Genomic DNA, 19,558 nt, shown 5'->3' with positions numbered 1-19,558 from the left:
AGCTGGTTTCTACTTGGTTTTTCCCTCTTCCAGCAGCGTTTTCCAGGTCTGTAATCCGTCTTCCGACAAGTAGGCATTGCCTTCAAATGTGTAGATCGCTAGTTCCATTCCATCCATCGGGTTTTGTGCAATAAAAGCGACGGCATCTTGTGAAAGGTCCGGTGTATCCACCGGCTCGAGTTCTTCATTTTCCATAGTATACTTCACCAGAGCCGCCGCTGTCCCGTTGCTTCCGAAGTACAAATGGTCTTCGGTGAAATGCACCGCTGTGCCTGTTTCACTTCCGTCTGTAATGGCTTTAAAATTTTCTCCGCCATCCCGTGAGAAATAAATCCCTGCAGCCGTAGCTGCAGCGACGAAGTTTGAGTCAGCCGGGTGAAGAGCGAGCGAAGTCACTTCGCCTTCCAGCCCTTCAGCCTTCACAGTTTTCCATGATTCGCCTTCATCACCGCTTTTATATACGCCGGCTTCCAATAGGGAATTCTTGGCCGGATTGATTAGGAAAATGTCGTTACTGTTATATCCCACCGCCATGGCATGAAAATCCGTTTCTCCTTGAAATGCAATCTCTTCAATCGATTTACCGCTGTCGATGCTTCGCTGTATCCCTAGGGGATTGGGTAATTCTGAGTCTGCACTTGGGTGGCCCGACGTAATAAAACCTTCATTTGTTGCATTAAAGCCCATATAATCATGAAAATTATCCGCCGTTTCGAACCAGCCCTCTTCCCGGTAAATTTTCAGCCCGGTATGCGAGGCAAAATACAGTCCGTTCTCATTTCCTGCATAACCCATCCCATGAACATGGTTCAGTTCCCCTTCAAACGGCACTTCAAATGAATCCGTTGTATCATTGCTGCAGCCTGCCAGCAAAAGAAAAGCCGACAGCACTGCCGTTCCTATTCTCTTTTTTTTCATGTAGATGCCCTCCGAATATGTCTTTTTTTATTTTTTATTTTTTATTTTTTATTTTTTATAAGTATAACATTCTTAAAGTTTAACGAAAAAGTTTCGACTTTTTGTGCAGATATCTTGATTTCAAAACAGGTAATCCATTCCCTCTACAATTGACCCAAAAGGAATAATCCTTCCAATCGGTCCGGTGGAGGATCTTTGCCTGATTTTTATTTATAAATTTTCTACACCTGACATTTCTTTTCTTTTGGTTAGTCCACTTTAAAGAAATGTTTTTTTCTCGTTTTTTCTTTGCAGCATTTTTCAAAATAACGTGGCCCGCATTATGCTTGGGAAATTCAGAGGTATCAGCACGGTTTGATCTGTTCCATATAACTCGCGATATCCTCTTCGGACATTTCACCCGTAATAATTTTCTCGATTTTGCCCTCTTGATTGACTAACAGAGTAGTCGGCAATGGACGGATATTATAAGCTTCCATAACACTTTTGTCCTTATCGATAACAATCGGGAACGTTAAATTTCGCTGTTCAGCAAATTGTCTCACTTCATAATCGGATTGCGCAATATTGACAGCGAGTATCTCCACACTTTGATCCTTGTATACCTGGTACTGCTTTTCCATCAGCGGGAACTCTTTTTCGCACGATTTGCACCAAGTACCCCAAAAGTTCACGAACACCCCCTGCCCTTTGTACTCAGACAGCTGATGCCGTTCCCCGTTCAAATCCGTCAACGCAAAATCGGGTGCCGAATCTCCAACTTGCAGCAATTCGTTTTTCTCTTTTGTTAATCCGTTGTAGATGGTAAATGCAATAGCGACAACCAGAATGAACAAATACTTGTCCTCATAATCAAGCGATTTCTCTTTTTATCCTTAAGATCCCGGGTTTTTATCTGTAATGGTTCATAAAGGATTCGATTTCGTTTGTATTACAAAAACATTAAGTTTTAGTAGTTAGGCTTCCCGTATATATTCTGCACATTTTTTCAACATTTTTATAATAGAATAAATCAAATTTAAATAGTTTTAGAGAGGTCACCAAATCTATGAAAACAAATCAGCTTTTGAACGAATCCGGTCTAATCTCCCGATTAGATTCCAGAATATTAGAATTAGACATCAAGGGGATTGCCGATAACTCAAGCGATGTGGAAAAAGGTTTTGTGTTTGTTGCTATTAAAGGATTTGAAATTGATGGTCACGGGTTTATTGACCAGGCAATTGAAAAAGGGGCAGCCCTTATCATCGGAGAACAAGAAATTACCCGGTTAGGTGTCCCTTATTTACAGGTGGAAAATAGCCGGAAAGCGCTTGGCATCCTGGCCAGGAATTTTTATGGCCGTCCATCTGACCAGAAAATAATGATTGGGATTACGGGCACCAACGGAAAAACGACGACGAGCTATATGCTCCAGCACTTTCTGGAAAGCAACGGTATGAGTTGTTCTGTCATCGGTACCAACCAAAATGTTATCAATGGCGAAAAAATGAAAAGCTCGAACACCACACCAAATTCACTCGCTCTCCATAAACTGTTGACCCTCAGTCAGGATGAGGTCGTCATTATGGAAGTTTCTTCTCATGGACTGGCCCAGTATCGGTTAGAAGGCATTGAATTTGATTACGGCTTGTTCCTCAATCTTCACCATGAACACCTGGATTATCACAGTTCCATGGAAGAATATTTTCAGGCGAAGCTTACAATGTTCAATCAGATGAAAGAACATGGGATTGCTGTAGTGAATACAGATAATGAGTGGGGACGAAAGCTCTGTGGAATCCTGCAAACAAAGGGAAAACCGATTTATGCAATTGGCACATCCACTGAATGCAACCTGCGTGTTGCAAAATTTCATTCTCTGTCCTCCACTATGCGGGTGATTGAAAGTAACGAAACGTATCAAATGGTCGCTGCCATGACCGGAATGCACAATATGTATAACACCTTAATGGCCTACGGAACATCATTGTTGCTGGGTATCCCCAAAGAAAAGCTCTTAAACTCCATTCACCATTTCAAGGGAGTCGATGGACGCTTTGAGATCACGAAACTGGCCAAGGGCTCGATCGTTATTGTGGATTATGCCCATACTCCGGATGCCATCTCTTACTGCCTGGAAACTGCAAAATCACAAGGGGCCCAACGAATAACCCATATTTTCGGCTTTCGTGGAAATCGAGATGCCAGCAAGAGAAAGCACATGCTATCCATATCTGCTGAAATGAGTGACCGCTACATTTTAACGTTGGACGACCTGAACAATGTTTCTCCAGGAGATATGCTGGAAGTTTTAAACCAACTAAATGAAACATACGGCAACTCAAAAGGCAGCATCGTTCCAGACCGTACACTCGCCATTCAGCAAGCAATCCATGAAAGCAAGGAAGGCGACTGGATTGTGATTACCGGTAAAGGACACGAGAAATACCAGCAAACCTTTCATTTACCGACTGATTCGGACCGGGAAACCGTCAATTATATAATAAAGCAGAACTAAAATAATCACTCAGGAGGGAATAGTTATGAAAAAACTAAGTGTTGTTTCAACCATTTTAATCATGATCAACACTTTAATCGTTTCGTCCGTTTTCAGTAAAACTGATGACCCTTCCCTGCCAAACGTATCCAGTGAAGCAGCTATTGTCATGGAAGCAACGACTGGAGAAATCCTCTATGAAAAAAATGCACAGTCGCAGATGTATCCTGCCAGCCTAACAAAAATTGCCACAGCCATTTATGCAATTGAAAACAGAAAATTAAATGATGTTGTAACCATCAGTAAAAAAGCACGCAATACGGAAGGCACCCGTGTTTATTTGGAAGAGGGAGAACAAGTGACTTTAGAAAAACTGTTGCTGGGCCTCTTAGTCAACTCTGGAAATGATGCCGGCGTCGCCATTGCTGAACACATCAGCGGCAGCGTTGAGTTATTTTCTGCTGATATGAATTTATATTTAGAAGATGTAATTGGCCTGCGGAATACGAACTTCGAAAATCCCCACGGTCTTTTTGATCCCGAGCATGTTACGACAGCCGAAGATTTAGCGAAGTTAACCCGATATGCGATGAAGAACGATGAATTCATGAAAATATTTGGAACAAAAGAACTGCCCTGGAACGGTGAATCCTGGGATACCACGCTTTATACCCACCACAAACTATTAAGGGAAAAACCTTATGAAGGCGTTACGGGTGGTAAAACCGGGTTTGTGCCAGAAGCAGGCGTCACGCTGGCCACGACAGCCAAAAGAGAAAACCTGAATTTAATTGTCGTCACCTTAAAAAGCGACACAGAGGCAGAAGCTTATGCTGACACTATTCAACTTTTGGATTTTGGATTTGAAAATTTTAAAACAGTGAGCATTCCGAAAGAAAGCAGCTTTTTTGCCGGTGATGTGGAATACATTACGCCAGGCGATTTCTTTTATACACACCAAACAGATGAGCAAGTGACAATCGCTGTAAAAGAAGATGGACTATTAAGGATTACTGATCAGGATGGCACTCTTTTGTCTTCTTATCAGTTTCCCGTTGTCAGTGCTTCTGAGACAAACCTTTCTTCTAATTCTGAAGACGTTCGCACATTTTTCCCACCTGGGATTTTAAGTTCAATCTATTTGTTCCTCCTCGTCGTTGGCTTTTCAGGATTAGTGTATTACCGAATTCGAAAAAAACGGATATAGAACGCACTTCTCTATCTTAAAATTTCATTCAACTGAACTTTTATATACCATCAATTTTTTAAACAGCGCAGGAGGCGGATTATACCATAAACACTCAGTTCCCCGTTTTAGAATTTCTGCTGCTTCTCATTTTCAACATAAGTATGGGTGCAGTTGGCTTTTTCCCAAGCTTTTTGCTCACGTCTCTCAATATCAGTTCTTTAGGGTTAACCATTGGCGTCATCCTTTCTTTGTCGGGGGAGATTTTTGGCGCTATCGTCGGATTTTACCTATATCGATATGGGTTTTCAAAAGTTAATCCAAAGTGGTTAAAGCGGCCGTTCTGGAGATACATCCAGAGTTCTTCAATAAGCCGCGTCTTCTGGGCAATCATCTTGCTGCGCTTAATTCCTTTTGTCCCATCAGGTCTGGTAACAGCAGGGGCGGCCTTGACGCCCATTCCAGGTGGCTTATTCATTATTGCCAGCACCATCGGTAAAATTCCGGCCGTTTCTCTTGAAGTGGCTGTTGTTTATGGCCTTGTAGAATCCATACCTCCCGGTTATCAGTACGGCTTATTTATTTTGATCTTTCTATCGTTTCTAGTGATCTGGGCAAAGAACAAAAGAAAAAATTCTTTGTAATTTTACCCCCTGTTTGAGAAAACTTCGATAAATTCATCCTCTTTTTCTGGCTCATCACCATAACTCGTGGTTGCTATTTTGACGACCGATCTCGAGGCGCAATCTTAAAAAGAATCGTTCGAGGTTTCGATAGCCATAACCACGGCGTTTGATGAGCTTGATCTTAGTGTTCGTCCCTTCCATCTTCCCGTTCGACAGCCTTGACACGATGGTCTGGCGCATCGCTTGCTCCCGGACCCGGATTGCTTTCGCGATCTTCGCCAGGGGCCCGCACGGATGGAACTGATAACGGTCCAACCAGTCCGACAGCCGCCGTTGCGTCTGTATCTCGCACGTCGCCTTCAGCACATACAGGATATGCTGGAGCCCTTGATAGAGGTTCCGAATGAATGGATCTTCCTGAATACAGGAACGGACGACCTCCCGGTCTTCCCCAGTCAGTGTTTCCGGGCGACGCGCGAGCGAACGATCGATCACGCGAACGTGGTGATGGCGTCTTGCCTCGTTCAAAAAACGACGCCGTCGGCGAAGGGCGTCCGTGACGAACTGGACGAGGTGGAACCGGTCCAGCACATGTTCTGCCTCCGGGAAGACATGGTTGATGGCCTTCGCCATCGCCGGTGCAAAATCACTGACGACAGAACGGATATCCTCGAATATGCCTTGAAGTGCTGCCGTGATGGCTGCCACGTCCCGGCCCGGGACAATGGACAGAAGCTGGCCACTCTTGGCATCGAGGACAATCGTCGCATAGTGGTGCCCCTTTCTCGTGGCGAACTCGTCGACCAGGACATGCGTTGCACGCTCCATCGTCTCCACCGAAGCTACTGATAGAACCAGCGCTCCACCGTCGTATAAGGGAGGCCGTACTCGCGTGCGACATCTGAGATTGTCCGTCCGTGGCAACGTTTTGCGATGCCTTTCCGGAAAACCTCGGTGGAAGTGCGGACGAGCCCGAGAGCGTAGTCATACACGAACGTCAAATCACAAGAGCTGCATCTTTGACGTGGGACATCCAGTTCGATCCAGAGTACACCGACGTTCCACGCATGACCGTGTCGAAAGCGACGCCGCTTTTTCGAATGCAGGATGGTCTTTCTCTGGCACAGCGGACAAGGGATGTCATGTTGACCCGGGATGACCGGAAAAACGTTTGGTTCTTCGTCTGACGACATTTGGATCTGAAAAAGGGCTGGAAGTGGAAGAGGTAATTTGATAAACTGTTGGGGCAAAGCGAAAACTCCAATCGTGGTTTGTCTAAGCAACAATTACGACACCGGGGTTTTCGCTTTTTTTCTATGTTCAATTCAAAATCCGATGGATTTTATGTGTCAACCACACCTTATGGTGATGAGCCCATGAAAAGTCATTTCGGATAATTACTTCCTTTATTCTACACAGTTATGTAATTCTCCATTACAAATGACTTTCGTACAACATCAAACTTATGTAACGGGAGGAATTAGGATGCACAAAAAAGATGATTCTCTCGACAAGAAGGAATTTCAGGAGTCAGAGTTAAAGAACAAACGTCGTCAGTCTTTAGCTTTAGAGCCAACCATTCCGCTTAGTGAATTAACACTAACAGACCCTATCATGAAAGTGACGCTATGGATCGGGAGTTTTGGCGTTTATAACGAGTCCATTTTGACTTTTCATTCGAACGGTTTCGTTAAACGAGAACTCTTGATCCTTCAAACGTTTGGCGAGGAACAACGGATAGAATCCGGTTGGTACAACCAGGATGACTCTGCAAAAGTCTTAAAGAAATTCAATTCTTTTAAGACGCATCTCTGGCCGGAGTTGTTCGTAGAAACAGAAACAATCACTCACGATGGGACCCAGTGGAAGTTGGAGGTCTGTAAGAAGGGGGGGGAGACTAGTTCCTATAGCGGCAGCAATGCTTACCCGCCCAAGTGGAGGTCCCTCAAAAAATTGTTCGGCCACTATTGACGTCCAATCGTTTGTTGACCAGCCCTTACAGGAAGGTGTGAGGATGCTACATGGGAAAGAAACGAAAACCAATCCGCAAAGTCGTCAAATATGCCTCTAAACTTGTTTTAGAGTCTGCTGTGTCACTCGGTCATTACGGAGCCCTTGCTTGTGAAATAGCAACTAACCCAATCAAACTTCTCTCGGTCAGTCTTTCCGATGAGCTCGAAAAGTCTCCTTATGTGAGATACCGACACCGCTTCATGGACTATCTCGCATGGAAACTGTATTCGGAGGGCGATATGACCCTCGAGAACATGTCCTGACTCATGGATGAGTTCAAGACACGCGATGATGTCGTCAAACTGTTCATCGCCCGTGCCAAAGAGATTTCGGAGACCAATCACTCTTATCAGTCGACCATTCTATTGGCCATCTACTCTGCGAAAGTGTTCGCCCGGCCAGAACTCGCTGCGAATAGTGAGTCCGCTTTCTTCTTACATCTTCTGTCACAAGTGAATGACAACGACCTTCGCCATTTTGAACTCATCTATGACCACGCGGCTGCTCTCGAACTTAAATTTACACTAGTTTACGCTTGTGACGCCTATTATCAATCGATCGGTGATCCAGTCTTTCAACAACTTCCCCCTCAAGAACGTGAGGCTGCCCTCCTGGCGAGGCTAAGCGACGACCCGGAATTCGTATCGTTTTACACGAGTACAGACAAGCTGACATTCCTGGGTGTATTGATGCAGCGTTCGTTCAGTTTTGGAAGCATCGGACATACTCAAATCTCATTGAACCCGTATAGCAATACGTTAAAAGAACTATTAGAAGAGTCTCGGTTGTTGGAAGAGTCCTTGATGCGTTCATCGAGCCCTTCTTAACCTTACGCTCGTACCGCCTAATCTCGATAATTACCTCTCCTGATCAATCTAGATTTTTGTATACAAAAAAATGATATATGGTCATATATAATCAAAAGCGACGACAATACTTTGAGATGTGTATATTTCTAAAGGGACAGAGTGCTTTCCAGACAATCGATTCGACTCCACTTTGATGGATATATAAAAGAGTGTATACATTTCGACGTCGAAACGTGTACACTCTCTTTTGTTGTCGAGTCATGGCATGTCGTGACTCAATCATGTATATTTTTGTATGTACATCGCATCATCTGCGACCAAAATCAGTGTCTCTAGTGAGTCCCCGTCTGTCGGATAAGCAGCTTCTCCAATTGAAGCATCGAGCGTCACCGGCACATCTCCGATTGAGAGCTCGTATTTAAATGTCGCTTTCTTGAAGTCCAAAGGATAAGGCGAAAGGATCACGAACTCATCTCCGCCGATGCGACCGAGTACTCTTTCGCATACAACTGCTTAATTTCCCACTCTAACGCAGAACGGAAGTTCATCCCTTTTCGCGCACGTTCGACCGCAAAATTAATGTGATCACCTAGTCCAAGGAGAGCCATGTTGTTGACCGTATTCCCTACTTCAGTTTCATAAAGTTGGAGAATATCGCCGGCCAATTCGATGTCCTTCACATCGATTCGTTGTAGAAGTGCTTCCAGCTCATGCACAGATGCCTGTTGTTCTAGTACAAACTTTTGTGTGATTTTGACATCTCTCAAGGTGTCTCCCTCTCGGATACCGAACCAATGCCACTTCCAGTCACTATTTCTTCAACATTATTATCATTTTCAATCAAAACGACATTATTGTTAAAAACTTTCACAACTTTCATATTAGGTCCCTCTCTTTTAGGTGCTTGTCCACACAAAAAGGCATAACCTAAAAAAAGCGGTACACTCAGAATTCATTATAGCGATTCGTGCGCACACGAAAAACCCCGAGTGAGGCACTTTTTTCAAGTGTCCATCATTCGGGGTTCAGTTCATATATACCTGTATGGTGTCTATATAGAGTGACATATCGTTTTTTCTTTAAATTATATTTATATATAAAATGTATTTTGACACACTAAAAATTAAAAACTATCATACAAGTAGGGTATATCTTTTAAAATGAGACCCTTTGTTTAAAGAAGACTATTTAGAGTGAAAAACACAAGTACTGGAACTTTAAAAGGAATTGAAGGACAAGTTCGAGGTATACATCAAACGATTGATGACGATTCATGAATTAACTGAATCAATGAAAACTATGTCAAATGAATGAATAGGTATTATCTTGAACAGAAAAAAGAGCTACTAGAAAATACGAAAAATGCTAATTCACACGCTTTGTTTTGCGCGCCTACAAAATTATCTCGAGGGAGAATCGAATCGTGAAACTTAACATACTCTTAAAAAGAGTAAGCCTTATTAGCCTGTCCTTGATCGCGGTCGGCTGTGCTCAAGACACGACGAAGTCTTCTACTCCCAATCATTCAAAGGAAGCCGATCATGCGAAACATTTGAGCGGTGACAAGATTGAAGAAACATCATCATCGGTGATACTTCCTACATTTTTAAAAACTCAACCTGAAGATGTACGAAATGTTTATCAAGCTGTATCAAAAAATCGTAAACTACTAGAGAAAATGCCTTGTTATTGTGGCTGTGGTGAAACAGTCAATCACAAAAATAATTATGATTGCTTCATAGAAGAAAATACGACGGATGGGTCTGTGAAATGGACAAGCCACGGAACAACATGCAGCACATGTCTTGAGATTGCTGTAAAGTCTATTTTGAAGCAACGGGATGGAGAATCGATTAAAGATATTCGTTCTGAAATCGATTCTTCGTATAAAGATGGCTACTCGAAACCGACACCCACTCCTTTATGATTTTTATTATGACACTTTTACTTGTATAGCAAAGGTGTCATTTTGTTTCATCCTCACTCCAACGATATCCTCTCCCCCAAATTGTTTTCAGGTGGCTATCAATTGGATAATCTAACTCTCTTAACTTCTCTCTGATCATTTTAATATGAGAGTCCACTGTCCTTGGATCCGATTCTGATGTATAAGACCAAACGAATTCATAAAGCTCCAATCTGTTGAATAGCCTTCCAGGATGTTGAAGAAATAATCTCAGTAACGCATGTGCTTTGGGTGTGAAATCAATCGACTTACCATCTAACACAATTAAATCGTTGCTCTCATCGAACGTAAGTCCGTGGTATATAACGGGTTCTTTTGCTTTTCTTCTCATGACAGATCGAACTCTTGCTAAAAGTACGTCCCCATTAAACGGCTTTGTGACATAATCTGTAGCTCCAGCATCTAGTCCTTTGACGATGGATTCAGCATCATTTAGAGCCGTTATCATGATGATTGGGACTTCCGGGTGAGAATCCGTTATTTTCTTACATACTTCGACTCCATCGTACATTGGCATCATGACGTCCAATAAAATCAAATCAAAAGTTTCTTTTTTCACTTTCTCCAAAGCTTCGATCCCATTATTCGCCATACTACATTCATATCCTATTGGTTCTAGATAAAGTCTTAATAATTGCCTCATTCTTATTTCATCATCAACAATTAATATTTTATCCATCCTAGCCACCACCTCTTACATTAGAATTTTTTAATAATAAATGATTGTCAATCTATTTCCTCATTATTTTCACGAACTTTCTATATAATCAACTCAAACTATAGGATGGAGTTGATTATATAGAAAGCATTTATGAAGAGTTTAATCGTTACTCTCTATGTATCCTTCTTTTTTCTCGCCATACTACTGGTCTATAAAGGTTATGAAATTTTTCATAACTAAGTACCGTAGTTTTTATAGATAAAGGAGCATCAGCTTTTTAGCTCATACCTTTTTCGGCATGGCGACATAGATGCTCCTTCATTTTTAACACTTCGCTTTAAGCAATTAATTTACGACAGATTTTTGCACATTCATTACAGGCCTCAGCGCACTTTTTACAATGATCATGATCATGTTTCGAACATTCGTCGGCACATCTTTCACAAATTTCAACACAGCTTCTTGCAAGAACATCAATATTGCTGCTGTTTCGAGAAATAGCTTGTACTAAAAGACTACAAATTTCAGAACAATCTCTGTCTAGACGTATACACTCTGCCATCGAAGAAACATGATGTTCACTCAAACACGCATCAAAGCATTCATTACAAGTCACTATACAGTTGTGTAGGGCACCTAAGATTTCTTGTTGTCCAGTATTCATTCTAAAATACCTCCATTTTCCGTCTTTTTTGACTTACACAAAGCCTATTCCCTTAGTTTGTGAAGAAAAGATGAAAACATTCACCTATTTTTTAGTCCACTTTCAACTGACCCATCATTCCGTTCTCTTCATGTTCAAGGATATGGCAATGGTACATAAATACCCCTTTTTCCTTGAAAGTCATCTGAATCTTAACTCGTTCGTCTGGTTTTATAGCGATAGTGTCTTTTAGACCTGTTTCTTGATTATCCAGTTTCTGTCCGTTTCGATCTAATACTTTGAATTGGACTCCATGAATGTGAAAGGGATGAGTCATTCCACCCATCATGTCTTTTTTATTATAGACCTCCCAAATTTCCGATTCTCCTTGTTTCGCCTTAATATCAATTCTCGTCTTATCAAACTTTTTCCCATTGATTTCAACATTTTTGCCCATTCCGAAAAGAGTTAATTTTTGATTCACTGTAGACAAGGTCTTTAGCGGCTTTTCATATCCATTTTTCAGCGCCAATGCACTTAGGTTCGCCCCTTGTTTATCCTTCAGTTTGAAGTTAACGACCCTTACTCCATTCGTTTCAAATGAAACAGTCTCACCAATTTTTTTTTTGAAAAATCTACCAATACCTCTATACGTTCGCCTGGCTTAATTCAATTTTTTTCACGTTTTTCGCTTTTGAGATGTAACCACCATCATCAGCAATTTTTTTTAAAGGATGAGCCGTCAGATAACTTCACTGCATAGTTCCGTGCATTGGACCATTTATCAACCTGACCCTAAGTTGCGAATATTTCACGTTAAAATACGGATTAATCGTTCCGTTTACGAGGAGGGTATCGCCTAAAGCCCCATCTATTTTTTCTACATCAGCATATTCAAGGACATTCCTATTTTTAACTTTTCGATCTTGAAGAATTAATGGAATATCATTTTCACCATATTTATGAGGTAGCATCGTCTCTTTAGTTTTTTCATCTTTTACGTATAACAATCCTGCCAACCCCTTGTATACTTGTTCAGCAGTCTTACCCATTGGATGTGGATGAAACCACAATGTCGATTCATTTTGCTTCACTTTAAACTTTACTACCTTCGTCTCACCAGCTTTCACGACCTGATGTGGTCCACCATCTACGGATGATGGTACAACAAGACCGTGCCAATGGGATGTAGTGGCTTCTGATAAGCGATTCACCGTACGGATTGTTATTGTTTTCCCTTTTTTTAACTCCACTACAGGACCTAAATAATTTCCGTTATATCCTAGAGTTTTAGTTTTTTTTAGCATCTCGAAAGAACTTTGTTTCCCCTTGTTTAGCGACAATCGTGTATTGAATGGAATTCTTGGTTTCACGATCGGCTTTTAGTATCTTAGGGATGTTTAATCGTCGCTCTTTTTCTTCAGTTGATTTTAAATCGACACTCGCACCATGTCCCATACCTTCCATCATATTCTGATTTGTAGTAGTGTTTCCTCCATTCATCATAGATCCCATGTGCTGTTTGTTGTTTGACATAGTACCTCGGGTAAGAAGTAAATACGAACCGCCCACTATAATCATGAGAGTGAAGATACCGATAGTTGCGATTAACCATGTTATCTTCATATGGATCATTCCTTCCAATCAATTATTATCTTTAACTTAAAGAATGATTGTGAAAGAACTATGTCTTTCTACCCATGAATTTTATAGTTTTTTTTCAATGTGTTACTTTTCTGCTCTCTGCAATGTTTCTGCAAATTTATGTGATAGAGTCTATGGAAAGCATAAAAAAGCAATTGGAGGTAATTTTTATGAAATTAAAGAAAAAGATTATTATGACAACTATGGCTGCTTCGCTTTCTTTAGCACTCGCTGCGTGCGGAAGCAATAGTGATGATTCTAAATCAACAGGAAGCATGGATAAAAATATGGATGGTATGGATCATTCGACGATGGACATGTCTGGATCGAAAGAGGTTCCGAAAGGGCTCCAAGAGGCTAAAAACCCTAAATTTAAAGTTGGCGACATGGCGATGATCAAAGAAGCACATATGGAAGGCATGAAAGGGGCTGAGGCTAAAATTGTAGGTGCTTATGATACTACTGCTTATAGCATTTCTTATGACCCTACAAATGGCGGGAAACGCGTCACGGATCATAAATGGATTATTCAAGAAGAGATTGTAGATGCCAAGTCATCTCCTTATGAAGTAGGCGATGAAGTAAAAGTAGACGCGGATCATATGGGAGGAATGAAGGACGCTACGGCCACTATCGATTCAGCTAAGCAAACAACAGTGTATATGATTGATTTTGAATCGACTACAGGTGAAGAAGTGAAAAATCATAAATGGGTGACTGAAGACGAACTATCTGCAGAATAAACGATATACAAGAGAGGAACGGTTTTTTAACCGTTCCTCTCTTGTCTTCTTTCTCCTTATTTAAGGAACCCACTTGTAACCAATTCCCCATACTGTGCGAAAGTGTTCTTCAATAGGAAACTCGAGTTTCCTAAGCTTTTCTCTTAAGTTTCTTACATGAGAATCGACCGTTCGTTCATCTGTCCACTCATTTGCTAACCATAAACTTGAGAGCAGTTCCTCTCTTGAATAGACACGTTCTGGATTTTTTAATAATTTAGCAAGTAATGAAAATTCTTTTGGTGTGACTTTGACTAAATGATTATCGTAATACAGCTCATGGGCGTCTTCATTTAAGATTAGACCCGACGATTCGATTTTTGATCCTGAAGAAACTGTAGTTCGTCTGAAAATCGATTGAATTCTTGCCTTCAATTCCGCCTCGTCGAACGGTTTCACAATGTAATCATCTGCTCCCAGTTGCAATCCTTTTACGATTTCTTCTTTTCCGTCGAGTGCTGTCAATAAAATGATTGGTACATTCGAAACTTCTCTTATCCTTTGACAAGTCTCAAAACCATCCATTAAAGGCATCATCACATCTAATATGATTAAGTCAGGCTCATCTACATCAATCAAGTTCAATATCTCTTTTCCGCTGTTCAGCTTAATACAGGTATAACTGTCTTGCAGATAGAGTTCAATCAGTTCTAACATTCGATTCTCATCATCTACCAAAGCAATGGTTCTCATCCTGGAATCCCCCTCAAGTCAATGACAACCTTCAGCCCGTTTTCTACATTAATAGCTACGATGGTCCCTTTGTGCGCTTCAACTATTTCTTTCGTGATAGCCAGACCGAGCCCAGTACCTCCTGTTTCACGATTTCGTGAAGAATCTACTCGATAAAAACGATCAAAAAGATACGGGAGTGATTGTTCATCCACACCACCACCTTCATCCGTAACTTCAATAAAGTTTTCATCAAGTTTTAAAAATACGCGTTTGTTCGCATGTGTATATTTTAGCGCGTTATCCAGTAAATTTAAGAGAACCTGATCGAATCTAGCTTGGTCTATCTCTTTGTAGATGGGAGTTTTATTAATTTGAAGAATTAATTTCACTTGTTTCTCCTCAAATTTAACAATTATTCTTTCACTGATCTGTTTTAAGAAATCATTCATCTCTGTAATCTGAGGATCTATTTGAAAATGTGGCTCTTCCAATCTAGCAAGTTCAAACAAATCCTCAATCAGTTCTTGAAGTCTTTCGGATTCCTCATAGATAATATCTCCAAATCTCGATTCGTCTTTTTTGAGGAGTCCTGCATATCCCTTGATGTAGGTAATCGGCGTACGCAATTCATGTGTGATTGAAGTCAGAAATTGCTTTCTTGTATTTTGAATGTGACGTAAATCAACAGATAACTTAGTGATCGCTCGTGCTAAATCTCCTACTTCGTCGCTTCTCTCAGCTTCTCTGATTTTCAGCACCTCGCCTTGACTTAACTTTACCGTCGCCTCTTTCATTGATAAAAGTGGCTTTATAATGATATAACTCAAAAAATAAACACTTACTAATAGAAAAAGTACTAACAAGAATAGAGAGAACACTACTTGTTGTTTCAATTCCCCCATCAAATGCTGTATATACTTCGTCGGCTCTAACATGATTATTTGACCGCCATCTTCAATATTACTCACCGTCACTAAAAATTTGCCTTCTCTCCAATTACCTTCTACGATTCCATCCTTTTTTTGAATCCAATCCAGGTTTAAAAATTGTTCAGCGTCGTTAGATGAATCGACGACTTGATTATTTTTGTCTAAGATAATCACATCAGTCATCGCCTTTTCCTCCATTAAAACAACGTGTTCAACTGTTTGCTTGTCGAAGTTAGTGGAAAGAACATCTCGATGACTATTGCCTCTCTCTTGAAGGCTCTCCAGCTCACTTTCTACTTGTTGATGCTCAAGAATGTTGTATACAATAGCAGATGAGAGAATGAAAATCATGAGAATCCCGAAAAAATAAAATAACGTTATTTTAAATGAAAGTTTATTCATAAAGTACCTTTCTCATTTAAGATGATTACATATAAAAACAAACTGTTGAGATTTAGAAAAGAAAGTATTCTTCATTTAGGCGATACACAAAAGAGCTTTTATCATTTGATTCTTTTAAAAGGACAATTCCTTGAATATTGCTCCACAAATAATTAGCGAAATCATAATCACTAAAAATAGCCTCACGAGTAGAATGCGTCATGAAACATTCTATTTTTGTAATCGTATACATTCCCTCCGAATCACGTTGATAATCGAAAGAAAAAGAACCCTTTATATTAAGCCTTTGAGCAATTATTGCTACGCACTCCTCTAAAATCGAGTTGGCAAACACCTCGTATGAAAGAACAGTATCTTGGTACCGTTCATACTCTTCTCTCATAAAACAGCAAATCACTTCATCAGATCGATAATCGATATATGCATCAATTTTCCCCAGCTTTACACCTTCAGGCGCATTCTTTATTTGGTCAAAAGAGTAAGTAAAGGTATTACCTTGAACCGAAAATAAATCATGAAGTATTGTTTTATCCAAATCAAAGGATGTTATAAACATTACGTTATTTTCTCTCATTTTTAACTTGTGTTTCGATAGCGTAGTTGCTTCTTGTTCGCTTAAAGGAATAATCCAGCCTATTTTTTGAGAAGTACAATATTCAATGAGATTACTAATATACCCTTCTTCTGATTCTTTTTTTGAAAATGAATCAAAATATTTAAAATCAGGAAGTAGCTTTCGAACCCATCCTTCTTTTGAAGAAATATGAATATCTATACCTGAGGGTTTAAGTTGTTTTATGTTCTCCATCACTTTCCAGTTTTCCTCTACTCCCATCATCAGGACATTTTTACGAAACATTTACGATGCCTCTCCTCTTGAAATAGAAAATAGAGCGTCAGAACCCTCTAAACCCTGTAAAATCAATCAATATTGTAGTTAGTTTCGTTAGACCATCGAAATACAATATGATACCTAATAAAATCATAAACCCTCCACCTATTTTTGTAACCTTTGAAGAATACTTCATTAAATATCTTGATTTCCCGACCCAAAACGACATTAAGAAAAATGGAATGGAGAAACCTAGAACATAAAAAAGCATATATAAAAATCCATTACCAGGATTTGTGGCAATCAAAGCAATAACTCCAGCGAGAATTGGTCCTGTACAAGGAGTCCATCCAGCAGCTGATCCGACTCCGACCAAAAGCGTTCCGATATAGCCACGCTTTCTTGTTCCTAAGTTCAATCTTCGCTCTTTAAGTAAAAATGTTGGAGTCCATAGACCAGTTAGAATAACACCAAATATGAATAAAATAAGTGCACCGCTCATCTGTAAAACATCTTTATACACTATAAAAAAATCAGCCAAGTATGACGTTGAAAAACCCATCACTAAAAATACGCTCGAAAATCCAAGTAGGAAAACTAATGTATGGGGAACTCCATTCCAGTTCCACTTTTCATTTTCTTTTAACTCTCTAACTGAAACCCCTGTAATGTAAGATAAAAAAACGGGATATAAAGCCAGACAACATGGCGAAATGAAAGATAAAAACCCTGCCCAAAAGCTAACAAAAAAGATAATTCCATCAATTTTTTCCTACACACAAAAAATAAATCTATTTTTTGGAATATTTATAAAAAAGAAATGTGTTTAATTTTTATCATAAAATCCGTTTGTGAAAAAACTATGCATTTTTTGATTAAATCTCTTGTCAATTTTTGAAATGAATTTGATATACTTTTTTGTAATATAGTGATGCTATATTCCTTTTAACAAATCGTTCGTCACTGTATCTTTATCTTTAAAGGAGTACAACTAATGAAAAACAAGGTAATACTTATCGCTTCTAGTGTCTTACTCACAACAACTTTTTCAATGCATAGTCCAAAAGTCGAAGCAAGTAGTGCATATAACGTAAAAGTGAAGACAGACGATCTTCGTGTTCGGACTGGTCCTTCTCTCAATCACAAAATTGTCGGCATCACTAACACTGGGCAGACCTTTTCTTATTTAGGAAAAAAAGGGGCTTGGACAAAAGTACTTTACAAAGGAAACACACGGTATATCTATAGTTCTTACCTAAAAAAATATAAGAGCCACGTTGCCAAAAAAACATCATATAATAACTCTCTTTTTGCTTCTCCTACAGAAGGTCGGCTGACCCAAGGATACGGAAACTCTAATGGTGCTTACGGTTATACATTCCATAATGGCGTTGATCTAGCTGCAGCAAAAGGCACACCCGTCTACGCTTCTGCCAGTGGAAAAGTCATTACATCTAAAAACAGCGGTGCATACGGTAAACACGTTATGATTTCACATAGTCTACAGAATCAAAAATACGTAACCGTTTATGCTCATATGAACAGCCTTTCGGTAAAAAGTGGTCAGACAGTCTCTAAAGGTATGAAGATTGGAACAGTTGGGAATACAGGAAACTCGTTCGGAAATCATTTGCACTTTGAGATTCATAAAAACAGTTATAAATACAGCAGTTATTCTGCAGCGAATAGTGTCAACCCAATGAACTATTTGTAACCTAAAAAAAAGAAAAGATTAGACTGACCTAGCTATATGAGACACTAATAAAAATACCTTGATTAGGCTACCGCCACACCATATTTTATCGGTGTGAGGTAGCCTAATTTTTCTTGGATACGTTCTTCGTTGTAGTAAGTTAAGTAATTATTCACCCGCTCACGCACTTCATAGTCGCTTAACGAGTTGAACTTGACGTACTGGAACACCTCAGACTTCAAGTTCGAATGAAACGATTCGATCACCGCATTATCCCAACAGTTGCCTCTTCGAGACATGCTGCTCGTCAGATACTTCCTCTTTACGAAATCTTGAAAGGCATATGATGTATAGACACTTCCTTGATCTGAATGGATGATAACCCCTTCGGGATTGTTCCGACTCTCCAACGCCATCCTTAACGTATCGATGACGAGGGGCGTCTGTTGATGATCGTATAGCTTATAGGCAACAATCTCATTGTTGAATAGGTCGATGATCGTGGAGAGGTACTTCGTCGTGCCCCCGTATTGGATGTAGGTGATGTCCGTCACCCACTTCTTATTCGGTCTACTGGCAGTGAAGTCTCGCTTGAGAAGGTCAGGGGCGATGACGATACTCTCACCCTGAGACTTCCATTTTCGTTTGGGTTTGATCCGACACTGGAGATGGTGCTTCTTCATGATTCTCTGTACGGTGTTCCGGTTTGCTGCCAATTCATAGGTTTGTTCTAATAGGGCCTTTATCTTTCGATGTCCATATCGATACTTTGTAAGCTTACATACTACGACGATTGTTTGCTCTAGCACCGAAGGGTGCTTCACCGGTTCTCTGGCCCAACGGTAATAGGTTGCCCGCGGAACGTCTATCACACGTAGGATTGTCGTGACTGTATATTTGCTCCTCAGGAGCTCTACAACCTTTAGGACTACTTCTTTCTCAACTCTCTTTCGATCTCCATGAATTTTTTTAAGATTTCGTTCTCCGTCTTCAGGTGGGATAGTTGACGCTCTTTCTTGTCATCCTCGCTGGCGGAATCAGGACCGAGTCCGTAGGTGTACTGCTTCCCGATCGGTTGGCCGAATCGATAGATTTCATTGGACCGATACCATCTCATCCATGTGTGAATCTGGAATTCATTTTTGATTCCGTATTTCTCCATAATCTCTCTAGTCGTCAACTCACAACTTAGTTTGTCTCTCACCACTGCCCACTTCACTTCACTTCACTTCACTTCACTTCACTTCACTTCACTTCACTTCACTTCACTTCACTTCACTTCACTTCACTTCACTTCACT

Annotated in this window: 27 protein-coding genes and 1 pseudogene; 10 read left to right on the top strand and 18 right to left on the bottom strand. The window is 40.4% G+C overall.

The features are described from left to right. Positions 1-9 precede the first annotated feature (9 nt). Together KNO91_RS13340 and resA are read right to left on the bottom strand one after the other, a co-directional pair. Positions 10-918 (bottom strand): F510_1955 family glycosylhydrolase, encoded by a 909-nt coding sequence (locus KNO91_RS13340; RefSeq protein ID WP_214818364.1) that lies wholly within the window; start codon positions 916-918, stop codon positions 10-12. A gap of 344 nt (positions 919-1,262) precedes the next feature. Then, a pseudogene (resA, locus tag KNO91_RS13335) lies at positions 1,263-1,768 on the bottom strand (thiol-disulfide oxidoreductase ResA). A 198-nt stretch (positions 1,769-1,966) separates the two neighbouring features. On the opposite strand from resA, the gene KNO91_RS13330 reads away from it, so the two are divergent. The 3 genes from KNO91_RS13330 (at position 1,967) to KNO91_RS13320 (ending at position 5,227) form a co-directional block, all read left to right on the top strand. Further along, entirely contained in the window at positions 1,967-3,418 is a 1,452-nt protein-coding gene (locus KNO91_RS13330) for a UDP-N-acetylmuramoyl-L-alanyl-D-glutamate--2,6-diaminopimelate ligase (RefSeq protein ID WP_214818362.1), read from the top strand. 25 nt (positions 3,419-3,443) lie between these two features. After that, positions 3,444-4,604: a D-alanyl-D-alanine carboxypeptidase family protein gene (locus KNO91_RS13325; protein ID WP_214782756.1), complete on the top strand. Its 1,161-nt coding sequence runs from the start codon at positions 3,444-3,446 to the stop codon at positions 4,602-4,604. Positions 4,605-4,747: 143 nt separating this feature from the next. Next, complete coding sequence (locus KNO91_RS13320; RefSeq protein WP_214686824.1) at positions 4,748-5,227, top strand: TVP38/TMEM64 family protein; 480 nt, start codon at positions 4,748-4,750, stop codon at positions 5,225-5,227. A gap of 54 nt (positions 5,228-5,281) precedes the next feature. Here the strand turns inward: KNO91_RS13320 and KNO91_RS13315 are convergent, their stop codons facing one another. Both KNO91_RS13315 and KNO91_RS15460 read right to left on the bottom strand, forming a co-directional pair. Next, positions 5,282-6,037, bottom strand: a complete 756-nt coding sequence (locus tag KNO91_RS13315) for an ISL3 family transposase (RefSeq protein ID WP_214818360.1) — start codon at positions 6,035-6,037, stop codon at positions 5,282-5,284. Between the two features lie 14 nt (positions 6,038-6,051). Continuing rightward, positions 6,052-6,117, bottom strand: a complete 66-nt coding sequence (locus KNO91_RS15460) for a hypothetical protein (protein ID WP_353047515.1) — start codon at positions 6,115-6,117, stop codon at positions 6,052-6,054. A gap of 9 nt (positions 6,118-6,126) precedes the next feature. Between KNO91_RS15460 and KNO91_RS15345 the strand changes: the two genes are divergently transcribed. The 4 genes from KNO91_RS15345 (at position 6,127) to KNO91_RS13290 (ending at position 8,049) form a co-directional block, all read left to right on the top strand. Further along, positions 6,127-6,396 carry a hypothetical protein gene (locus KNO91_RS15345; RefSeq protein WP_214784099.1) on the top strand — a complete coding sequence of 90 codons (270 nt, stop codon included), beginning with the start codon at positions 6,127-6,129 and terminating at the stop codon, positions 6,394-6,396. A gap of 298 nt (positions 6,397-6,694) precedes the next feature. Continuing rightward, the gene (locus KNO91_RS13300; RefSeq protein ID WP_214735178.1) at positions 6,695-7,180 is read left to right on the top strand and encodes a hypothetical protein; all 486 of its coding nucleotides are present in this window, start codon (positions 6,695-6,697) and stop codon (positions 7,178-7,180) included. Between the two features lie 50 nt (positions 7,181-7,230). Next, positions 7,231-7,485 (top strand): hypothetical protein, encoded by a 255-nt coding sequence (locus tag KNO91_RS13295; RefSeq protein WP_214735179.1) that lies wholly within the window; start codon positions 7,231-7,233, stop codon positions 7,483-7,485. A gap of 3 nt (positions 7,486-7,488) precedes the next feature. Beyond that, a complete protein-coding gene (locus KNO91_RS13290) occupies positions 7,489-8,049 on the top strand; it encodes a hypothetical protein (protein ID WP_214818354.1) in 561 nt (186 codons plus the stop codon). A 261-nt stretch (positions 8,050-8,310) separates the two neighbouring features. Here KNO91_RS13290 and KNO91_RS13285 read toward each other — a convergent pair whose 3' ends face one another. The 3 genes from KNO91_RS13285 to KNO91_RS13275 are packed head-to-tail and all read right to left on the bottom strand — an operon-like array spanning position 8,311 to position 8,911. Next, positions 8,311-8,475, bottom strand: a complete 165-nt coding sequence (locus KNO91_RS13285; RefSeq protein ID WP_235263542.1) for a hypothetical protein — start codon at positions 8,473-8,475, stop codon at positions 8,311-8,313. Between the two features lie 17 nt (positions 8,476-8,492). After that, a complete protein-coding gene (locus KNO91_RS13280) occupies positions 8,493-8,798 on the bottom strand; it encodes a PRD domain-containing protein (RefSeq protein ID WP_051638972.1) in 306 nt (101 codons plus the stop codon). Then, a complete protein-coding gene (locus KNO91_RS13275) occupies positions 8,795-8,911 on the bottom strand; it encodes a CAT RNA binding domain-containing protein (RefSeq protein WP_214818353.1) in 117 nt (38 codons plus the stop codon). Before KNO91_RS13275 ends, KNO91_RS13280 begins: the two co-directional genes overlap by 4 nt. A 543-nt stretch (positions 8,912-9,454) precedes the next feature. Here KNO91_RS13275 and KNO91_RS13270 point away from each other — a divergent pair. Then, a complete protein-coding gene (locus tag KNO91_RS13270; RefSeq protein ID WP_214684186.1) occupies positions 9,455-9,958 on the top strand; it encodes a PCYCGC motif-containing (lipo)protein in 504 nt (167 codons plus the stop codon). A 37-nt stretch (positions 9,959-9,995) separates the two neighbouring features. On the opposite strand, the gene KNO91_RS13265 is transcribed toward KNO91_RS13270, so the two are convergent. The 5 genes from KNO91_RS13265 to KNO91_RS13245 all read right to left on the bottom strand — a co-directional run bounded on the left by KNO91_RS13265 (position 9,996) and on the right by KNO91_RS13245 (position 12,927). Continuing rightward, the gene (locus tag KNO91_RS13265; RefSeq protein WP_214684184.1) at positions 9,996-10,676 is read right to left on the bottom strand and encodes a response regulator transcription factor; all 681 of its coding nucleotides are present in this window, start codon (positions 10,674-10,676) and stop codon (positions 9,996-9,998) included. Between the two features lie 319 nt (positions 10,677-10,995). Continuing rightward, on the bottom strand, positions 10,996-11,322 hold the full coding sequence (locus tag KNO91_RS13260) for a four-helix bundle copper-binding protein (RefSeq protein ID WP_214720047.1): 327 nt from the start codon (positions 11,320-11,322) through the stop codon (positions 10,996-10,998). A 91-nt stretch (positions 11,323-11,413) separates the two neighbouring features. Then, positions 11,414-11,833 (bottom strand): multicopper oxidase domain-containing protein, encoded by a 420-nt coding sequence (locus KNO91_RS13255; RefSeq protein WP_251126664.1) that lies wholly within the window; start codon positions 11,831-11,833, stop codon positions 11,414-11,416. A gap of 220 nt (positions 11,834-12,053) precedes the next feature. Next, a complete protein-coding gene (locus KNO91_RS13250; protein WP_214818352.1) occupies positions 12,054-12,608 on the bottom strand; it encodes a multicopper oxidase domain-containing protein in 555 nt (184 codons plus the stop codon). Then, on the bottom strand, positions 12,592-12,927 hold the full coding sequence (locus tag KNO91_RS13245; RefSeq protein WP_214686842.1) for a hypothetical protein: 336 nt from the start codon (positions 12,925-12,927) through the stop codon (positions 12,592-12,594). The genes KNO91_RS13250 and KNO91_RS13245 overlap by 17 nt, the downstream gene beginning before the upstream one ends. 188 nt (positions 12,928-13,115) lie before the next feature. On the opposite strand from KNO91_RS13245, the gene KNO91_RS13240 reads away from it, so the two are divergent. Then, positions 13,116-13,688 carry a YdhK family protein gene (locus KNO91_RS13240; protein WP_214686843.1) on the top strand — a complete coding sequence of 191 codons (573 nt, stop codon included), beginning with the start codon at positions 13,116-13,118 and terminating at the stop codon, positions 13,686-13,688. Between the two features lie 60 nt (positions 13,689-13,748). Here KNO91_RS13240 and KNO91_RS13235 read toward each other — a convergent pair whose 3' ends face one another. Genes KNO91_RS13235 through KNO91_RS13220 form a run of 4 tightly spaced genes read right to left on the bottom strand, consistent with a single transcriptional unit; the run spans position 13,749 to position 17,265 of the window. Then, positions 13,749-14,420, bottom strand: a complete 672-nt coding sequence (locus tag KNO91_RS13235) for a response regulator transcription factor (protein WP_214686845.1) — start codon at positions 14,418-14,420, stop codon at positions 13,749-13,751. After that, a complete protein-coding gene (locus tag KNO91_RS13230; RefSeq protein WP_214735330.1) occupies positions 14,417-15,733 on the bottom strand; it encodes a sensor histidine kinase in 1,317 nt (438 codons plus the stop codon). Before KNO91_RS13230 ends, KNO91_RS13235 begins: the two co-directional genes overlap by 4 nt. Before the next feature lie 52 nt (positions 15,734-15,785). Continuing rightward, entirely contained in the window at positions 15,786-16,592 is an 807-nt protein-coding gene (locus KNO91_RS13225; RefSeq protein ID WP_214818351.1) for a hypothetical protein, read from the bottom strand. 37 nt (positions 16,593-16,629) lie between these two features. After that, entirely contained in the window at positions 16,630-17,265 is a 636-nt protein-coding gene (locus KNO91_RS13220; protein ID WP_371816674.1) for a cytochrome c biogenesis CcdA family protein, read from the bottom strand. Between the two features lie 294 nt (positions 17,266-17,559). On the opposite strand from KNO91_RS13220, the gene KNO91_RS13215 reads away from it, so the two are divergent. Further along, positions 17,560-18,279, top strand: coding sequence for a peptidoglycan DD-metalloendopeptidase family protein (locus tag KNO91_RS13215; protein WP_211779490.1), 720 nt, complete (start codon positions 17,560-17,562; stop codon positions 18,277-18,279). Between the two features lie 62 nt (positions 18,280-18,341). Here the strand turns inward: KNO91_RS13215 and KNO91_RS13210 are convergent, their stop codons facing one another. Together KNO91_RS13210 and KNO91_RS13205 are read right to left on the bottom strand one after the other, a co-directional pair. Next, positions 18,342-19,223: an IS3 family transposase gene (locus KNO91_RS13210; protein ID WP_371816673.1), complete on the bottom strand. Its 882-nt coding sequence runs from the start codon at positions 19,221-19,223 to the stop codon at positions 18,342-18,344. Further along, complete coding sequence (locus tag KNO91_RS13205) at positions 19,187-19,462, bottom strand: hypothetical protein (RefSeq protein ID WP_214818349.1); 276 nt, start codon at positions 19,460-19,462, stop codon at positions 19,187-19,189. The genes KNO91_RS13210 and KNO91_RS13205 overlap by 37 nt, the downstream gene beginning before the upstream one ends. Positions 19,463-19,558: the final 96 nt, after the last annotated feature.

The sequence above is a fragment of the Exiguobacterium sp. s59 genome, assembly GCF_018617475.1.
Taxonomy (GTDB): domain Bacteria; phylum Bacillota; class Bacilli; order Exiguobacteriales; family Exiguobacteriaceae; genus Exiguobacterium; species Exiguobacterium aestuarii.
Note: the sequence above shows the minus strand (reverse complement) of the source record. Positions and strands in the feature narration are given on the sequence as shown.